Consider the following 6901-nt stretch of genomic DNA (forward strand, 5'->3'; position numbering starts at 1 on the left):
CGCCGATCTTCAGCGTGGCCGACTACGGGCTGGAAGCCGACCTGTTCCAGGCTGTACCGGAACTCGCCGAGAAGTCATAGATCATCATGGCGCTTCTCAGAAGCTGCTTGAGACTGCAACGGCTGCGACAAGGCGCGCGGCCTGAGGACGTCGACTACCCTCCTGCGGACGATGCAGTCAGGGTATTCGCAGCTTGCATGAACGCGAGGCAGGAAGTCTCGCCGCAACGGCCTCGCGATGGTGGCCGGCGCCCGTCCTCCAACCGCTCCGGCGGTTACTCCCGCGGGATCGTGCGCTCATCCTAGGACCAGAAGGCCTTGGAGGGAGGCCACCGGGGGGGGCGGCAAGTGGCCCCCGCTTCCGGCTTCAAGCAGCCGCCACCTCCGCCAGCTGCTCCACATGCGAGCTGCTGTCGCCGAACCAGAGGTCCAGCACGTGCACGCGGCGCAGGTAGTGGCCCACCGCGTACTCCTCCGTCATTCCGATCCCGCCGTGCAGCTGGATCGCGGCCTGGCAGAGGTAGCGCGCGTTGCGTGCCACCAGGAACTTGGCGCGATGCAGGTCGGCCTTTGCCGCTTCGTCGCCGAAGCCGCCGCGCCCCGCGGCGACTGCGGCCGCGATGGACAGGCTGCGCGCCATCTCCAGCCCCACCAGCATCTCCGATGCGCGATGCCGCAGCGCCTGGTTGTCGCCGATCAGGCGGCCGAACTGTTTGCGCGTCTTCAGGTAGTCCACCGCCAGGCGGAACGCCGCCTCCATCGCCCCGACCATCTCCGCACAGGCGGCGGCAATGCCCGCGGCGATCACGGCGTCGATGGCCGTCTTAGCCTCGGTACTGCCCGGCGCGCACAAGGGCGTCGCGCTCGCGCCTTCCAGCTGGACGTCCGCCGCCGGCGTCCCGTCGATCAGGCGGTGCGTGCGCAGGCCAATGCCCGGACCTCGCGCGTCGATGAGGAAGAGGGCGTTCTCCCGCGCCCCCTCGACTCGGGCCGGCAGGACCAGCCAGTCGGCCGAGGCCGCATAAGGCAGGTGCGCGTGCACGCCCTGCAACTGCCAGCGGCCTTCGCCGCCCTGTGCACGAACGCCCGCAGTCTCGCCGGTCTGCAGAGGCGCGCAGGCCACCTGCAGCGTGCCAGCCGCCAGGTCCGGCAGCAGCGCGCGCTGCAATGTCTCGTCGCTCGCCGCGCGCAGCGCGGCGGCACCCAGCACGCATGACGAGAGGAAGGGCACCGGCGCCAGCGCGCGGCCCATCTCGTGCATCACGGGCAGCAGGTCGGTGGCTCGCGTTCCGAAGCCGCCGAACTCCTCCGGCACCTGCAGGCCGGTCAGCCCCAGGCCCGCCATCTCCTTCCAGGCCTGCTCGGCGTAGGCCGTGGGGGCCGCGGCCAATGCGAGCCGGTGCTTGGCCGTGTAGTGGTCAGCGAGCAGCCGCGCCAGGCTGTCCTGGACGGCGCGCAGTTCGTCACTGATCTCGAAATTCATGGTCGCTCCGCTCAGGCGAGGATGGTTCTGGCCAGGATGTCCTTCTGGATCTCGGACGTGCCGCCGTAGATGCTCAGCGCGCGCGAGAAGAGGTAGCGCTGCACCAGGTGCGGCCCTTCTTCGGCCGAGACCGGCTGTTCCAGCCCGTCGGCGCCGGCCAGCCGCGCGAGCAGCGCGTGCAGTTCCTGCTGGATTTCAGTCCCCTTGAGCTTCAGCACCGAGGCGAACGCAGGCAGCGCCGCCTGCTGCGAAGGCGTGAGCAGGAAGCGGTAGTTGGTCAACTCCAGTGCCCGGATCTCTGCATCCAGCACCGCGAGCTCGCGGCGCAGGGCGGCGTCCGCTGCGAGCACGTCCACGCCGGCGAGTTCGCGCGCGAGCTGCAGCCGCTCCTGGCACAGGCCCACGTTGGCGATGCCGGTGCGCTCGTTGGCCAGCAGGAACTTGGCGCAATCCCAGCCCTTGTTCTCCTCGCCCACGAGGTGCGCGGCGGGAACCTTCACGTCCTCCAGGAAGACCTCGTTGACGTGGTCGGTGCCGTCGATCGAGCGGATCGGGCGCACGGTGATGCCGGGGGTCTTGAGGTCGATCAGCAGGAACGAAATGCCTTCCTGCTTGCGCGCCTCCGGGTTGGTGCGCACCAGGGCGAACATCCAGTCTGCCCATTGGGCGGTGGAGGTCCAGGTCTTCTGCCCGTTCACGATGTAGAACTCGCCCTCGCGCCGCGCGCTGGTGCGCAGCGAGGCCAGATCCGAACCGGCGCCCGGCTCCGAGAAGCCCTGGCAGAACCACAGCTCCAGGCTGGCCAGCTTCGGCAGGAAGAAGTCCCGCTGCGCCGGCGTGCCGAACTTCATCAGCACCGGCCCCAGCATGTTCATGTTGAAGATCTGCGGCAGCGGCGCCGGGGCGCGGTACAGCTCGTCCAGCAGGATCAGCCGCTCGGCCTGGCCCAGTGCGGCGCCGCCGTATTCGCGTGGCCAGTGCGGCGCCGACCAGCCGCGTTCGGCCAGGATGCGCTGCCAGGCGACGGTCTCTTCCTTGTTGGGCAGGTGCCCCTGGCGCAGGCGCGCGCGAGTGGCGGCGGGCAGCCGGGCCGCGATGAAGGCGCGGACCTCGTCGCGGAAGGCCAGCTGTTCGGGAGTGAAGGCGATGTCCATGGTTGGTTCCGATATGAGGAACATATTCCATTCTAGCGCGTACAGCCGGACCTGGAAAGCACTGGAACGGAGGCCGGAAACCCTTGACGGCGAGCGGCGTTGCGCCAAGAATCGCGCTTGTACCGCGTGGTGCAATACGTTCCGTTTTCAACATCCAACCGGCACCACGCATCCACCGAGAGGAGATTCCTGCATGAAATCGCTCATTACCCGGCTGCTGCTGGCCACTGCCGTGGCCTCGGGCTCCGCCGGCGCCCAGCCTGTCACCAAGGTCGTCGTTCCGTTCACGGCCGGTGGCGGTACCGACGTCTACGTGCGCTTGCTGACCGCCGAACTGGGCAAGACCCTGCCGGTCATCGTCGAGAACAAGCCCGGCGCTTCCGGCAACATCGCAGCCGACCACGTGGCCAAATCCCGCCCGGACGGCTACACGGTATTCGTCGGTACCAACAGCACCCTGGCGAACAACACCGTGCTGTTCGACAAGCTGCCGTACGATCCGCTGAAGGATTTCACGCCCGTCACGCACATCGGCTACCAGCCGATCATCATCGTGGCGCGCGCCGACGCCCCCTTCAAGACGCTGCAGGAAATGGTGGCCTACGCGAAGGCCAACCCCGGCAAGATCAACCGTGGCTCGCCCGGGGCGGGCATCATCAGCAACCTCGCGCCGCTCATGTTCGAGCGCCAGGCGGGCATCAAGACGACGCACGTGCCCTTCACCGGCGATTCGCAGGGGATCCAGGCCCTGCTGAGCGGCACGATCGACATCCACGGCACCACCATTACGGGGCCGCTGCCTCACATCCAGTCCGGCAAGATCAGGGTGCTCGGTGTGATGGACAACAAGCGCCTGCCGCAGTTGCCCAATGTCCCGACCTTCAAGGAGGCCGGCTACGACGTCGAGGCCTATGCGTGGTACACGCTGGTGGCGCCTGCCGGCACGCCGCACGAGGCGGTCGAGCGCCTCAACAAGGCCGTCAACCAGGTGCTGACGCGTGAGGATTTCGTCGCCAAGGCCCGCTCCATGGGCATGGAGCCGCGCGGCGGCTCGCCGGAGGCCCTGGGTAAGTACATCCGCAGCGAGTACGACCGCTGGGTGCCGCTGCTCAAGAGCCTCGAGCTGACGAAGAGCACGTACTGAATCCGTTCCGCAGCCTGTGCACGCAGTTGCGCGTGCGCAGGCTGGATGGACCGCGGGCTGCTCCTACCTCCGCTGTCGGCAGGAGGCGACATCGGAGGGCCGCGCAGGTGCGCCCAATGGGGCATGGACACCTGGAACAACTTCCCCACCACCGACAACCCGCCGGTGGCGCGCCCGGCCGACGCTCAGGCGCCGCTCGGGCCGAATCCCTCCTATGACGACGTCCTCGACGTGGCCGTGCAGTACACGTTTCCCTGCAGCGATCCGGTCGCGGTCCAGGAATGCAGCGCTGCCGACGGCCACATGCCCCATCCGGAGCGCGAGGAAGGCCAGCCGAAAGGGCCGGGCATGACGCCGGGCCACGGCGAATCGGTCACGGTCGGCGAGGGATAGCGCGCTTTCATGATCCGGTCGGAGAGAAGAATGGTGCGCCATTGCGCAGCTGCCTGCCTGTTCTTCGCCGCCGCGCTGCTGGCGGCCTGCGGCAAGGAAACGAACACCGCTTCGCCGGCGAGTGCCCCGGGGGCGCCCGAGTCCGCGAAGACCCAGGCGCTCGAAGCGGGCGCGGTGGCGCTGCAGGACAAGCCGCCGATCGAGGCGATCAACGCGTATCTCGACGGCTTCCACTTCTACAGCGGGCAGCCGAAGGCGCAGGTCGAGGCCCACCACTACTGCGCGATCGTCAATGAAGACGTGACGCAGTGCGTGATCTACGACGGCAACCGCCAGGACGCGAAGCTGGTCGGGATCGAGTACATCGTCAGCGCCAGGCTCTTCGCCGGCCTGCCGCCGGAAGAGAAGACCCTGTGGCACAGCCATGTGCACGAGGTGAAGTCGGGACAGCTGTTCGCGCCCGGCATCCCGGACGTCGCCGAGAAGGAACTGATGCAGAAGTTGATCGGCACCTACGGCAAGACCTGGCACACCTGGCATTCGCATGGCGGCGACGCGCTGCCGCTGGGCATTCCGCAACTGATGATGGGGTTCACAGCCGACGGCCAGGCGGATGCGGCGATGGTGGCCGAGCGCGACCGGCGCTTCGGCATCGACAGCACCGCGAAGCGAAAGCAGCGCGAGGAGCTTCCGGCTCCGGCCATCGATCCCGGCGCGGACGCATGGCAGAAGGGCCAGGTAGTCCAGCTCGCGGACCCGACAAGCGTAACCACCGCGCAGTCTGCGCCGGCACCGGGGGCCCACGGCGCGCCATCGCAGCCGTCCAGCGCAGCGCAGCGATAAGCCTCCGCCGCGCTGGGGCGCTTACCCGCGTCGCACTCCTTGCGGCAGGCGCTCGCGCAAACCCTTCGGCGCCAGCTTCAGCGGCGTGCGATGCGCCGTCCAGCCCGCTTGCCGCGTCGGCGTCAGCGCTCGCAGCGCCCGCGCGATGCGAATCGCGCGGGCGTACCACGCGGGCCGCTCGCTGAGCCAGGCCCAGGCCTTCCAGGCCAGCGCCTCCCTCCAGTCCCTGGCTTCGCCCTGGCCCGCCAGCGGCAGGTGGCCGGGCAGGGCCTCGTGCCGCGCGGCGTGCCGCAGCTGCATCAGGAGGTCGGGAATCGGGATGCCGACCGGGCAGACTTCGGCGCACGCGCCGCACAAGCTGCTGGCGGTGGGCAGCGCCTGCGTCGGCTCCAGGCCCAGCAGGTGCGGCGAGATGATGGAACCGATCGGTCCCGGGTAGGTGGTGCCGTAGGCCAGCCCGCCGATGCGCGCGTAGACCGGGCAGTGGTTCATGCAGGCCCCGCAGCGGATGCACTGCAGCGTCTCGCGGAACGTGGCGTCGCGCCAGGCCTGCGTGCGGCCGTTGTCCAGCAACACCAGGTGCACCGCGCGCGGCCCATCGAGCTCGCCGGTGCGGCGCGGCCCCGTGATCACGTTGAAGTACGTCGTCACCGCCTGGCCGGTGGCCGACCGGGTGAGCAGGTTGAACAGCGGCAGCACGTGCTCGAAGCGCTCGACGACCTTCTCGATGCCGGTGATCGCCACGTGCACGTCCGGCACGGTGGTGCACATGCGGCCGTTGCCCTCGTTCTCGACCAGGCAGAGGGTGCCGGTCTCGGCCACCAGGAAGTTGACGCCCGACACGCCCACGCGGGCATCGCGGAACTCGTTGCGCAGCACGCGCCGGCCGATGGCGATCAGCGCGTCGACGTCCTCGGTGTAAGGCGCATCCGGGATGCGCTCGGCGAACAGCTCGGCGATCTGCTGCTTCGTCTTGTGGATCGCCGGCATGATGATGTGGCTGGGCCGCTCGCCGGCGAGCTGGACGATGTACTCGCCCATGTCCGATTCGAGGCAGTCCACGCCCTGTTCGGCCATGCGGTGGTTCAGCTCGATCTCCTCGCTGACCATCGACTTGCCCTTGACGAGGCGGCGCGCCCCCGCGTCGCGCGCAATGGCCAGGAAGATCGCGTTGGCCTCCGCGGGCGTGGACGCCCAGTGCACCTGCACGCCGTTGGCGAGCAGGTTGCGCTCCAGCCTCTCGAGCAGCTCGGGCAGCCGCGACAGGCTGTAGCGCCGGATCGCCTCGCCGACGTGGCGCAGCGGCTCGAAGGTGTCCGCCTCGCTGAAGTGGGAGGCGCGCTTGGCCTGCAGGAAGTCCATCGCGCCGCGGAAGCTCGCGCGCAGGTGCGCGTCGTTCACGGCCGCGTGCGCGTTCTCCTTGAAGCGGCGCGGGTCGACGAAGTGCAGGGGGGCGGTGCCCGCCTGCGCATCCGCGTGGGGCGACGCGTTCATGGTGCGTCCTCCGCGCGATCGTCGACCAGCACGATCACCAGTTCCTTCGGCCCATGGGCGCCATAGGCCAGCACCTGCTGGATGTCGGCCGTCTTCGAAGGCCCGGTGACCAGCAGGAGGTTCGTCGGCAGCATCGGCGCTTGGTCGCCGGGAAACAGGGCGTGCATGGCCGCCGGCAGGCTGGCATGCAGGCGGCTGGCCATCAGCACCGCGACATGCACCGGCGGCACCAGCGAGAGCGTGCGCGGCTCGTGGCGGCCCGGGCACAGCACCAGCGTGCCCGTGTCGGCGATGCCGGCGACCGCGCCGGTCACGCCGGCATCGATCGCGTCGAACAGTTCGCCCTTCCACGTTTCCAGCGGGCGCTCGAAGCGGCGCACGGCGAGCCCCT

Annotated in this window: 7 protein-coding genes; 3 read left to right on the forward strand and 4 right to left on the reverse strand. The window is 69.2% G+C overall.

Translation table 11 applies throughout. The features are described 5' to 3' along the window. Positions 1 to 366: 366 nt before the first annotated feature. Together VFM98_RS24890 and VFM98_RS24895 are read right to left on the reverse strand one after the other, a co-directional pair. Entirely contained in the window at positions 367 to 1482 is a 1116-nt protein-coding gene (locus VFM98_RS24890; protein ID WP_325112575.1) for an acyl-CoA dehydrogenase family protein, read from the reverse strand. An 11-nt stretch (positions 1483 to 1493) separates the two neighbouring features. Continuing rightward, a complete protein-coding gene (locus tag VFM98_RS24895; protein WP_325112576.1) occupies positions 1494 to 2636 on the reverse strand; it encodes an acyl-CoA dehydrogenase family protein in 1143 nt (380 codons plus the stop codon). Positions 2637 to 2829: 193 nt separating this feature from the next. Here VFM98_RS24895 and VFM98_RS24900 point away from each other — a divergent pair, with 193 nt between their 5' ends. The 3 genes from VFM98_RS24900 to VFM98_RS24910 all read left to right on the forward strand — a co-directional run bounded on the left by VFM98_RS24900 (position 2830) and on the right by VFM98_RS24910 (position 5016). After that, complete coding sequence (locus VFM98_RS24900) at positions 2830 to 3780, forward strand: tripartite tricarboxylate transporter substrate binding protein (protein WP_325112577.1); 951 nt, start codon at positions 2830 to 2832, stop codon at positions 3778 to 3780. Positions 3781 to 3903: 123 nt separating this feature from the next. Next, positions 3904 to 4173 carry a hypothetical protein gene (locus tag VFM98_RS24905; protein ID WP_325112578.1) on the forward strand — a complete coding sequence of 90 codons (270 nt, stop codon included), beginning with the start codon at positions 3904 to 3906 and terminating at the stop codon, positions 4171 to 4173. Between the two features lie 30 nt (positions 4174 to 4203). After that, the gene (locus tag VFM98_RS24910) at positions 4204 to 5016 is read left to right on the forward strand and encodes an OBAP family protein (protein ID WP_325112579.1); all 813 of its coding nucleotides are present in this window, start codon (positions 4204 to 4206) and stop codon (positions 5014 to 5016) included. Between the two features lie 21 nt (positions 5017 to 5037). On the opposite strand, the gene VFM98_RS24915 is transcribed toward VFM98_RS24910, so the two are convergent. Both VFM98_RS24915 and VFM98_RS24920 read right to left on the reverse strand, forming a co-directional pair. Further along, on the reverse strand, positions 5038 to 6510 hold the full coding sequence (locus tag VFM98_RS24915) for a LutB/LldF family L-lactate oxidation iron-sulfur protein (RefSeq protein WP_325112580.1): 1473 nt from the start codon (positions 6508 to 6510) through the stop codon (positions 5038 to 5040). Continuing rightward, positions 6507 to 6901 (reverse strand): LutC/YkgG family protein (locus VFM98_RS24920; RefSeq protein WP_325112581.1); only part of this gene is annotated, 395 nt, incomplete at its 5' end. The genes VFM98_RS24915 and VFM98_RS24920, both read right to left, overlap by 4 nt.

Origin of the sequence: Ramlibacter sp. (assembly GCF_035706265.1) — a bacterium.
Lineage (GTDB): Bacteria > Pseudomonadota > Gammaproteobacteria > Burkholderiales > Burkholderiaceae_C > Ramlibacter.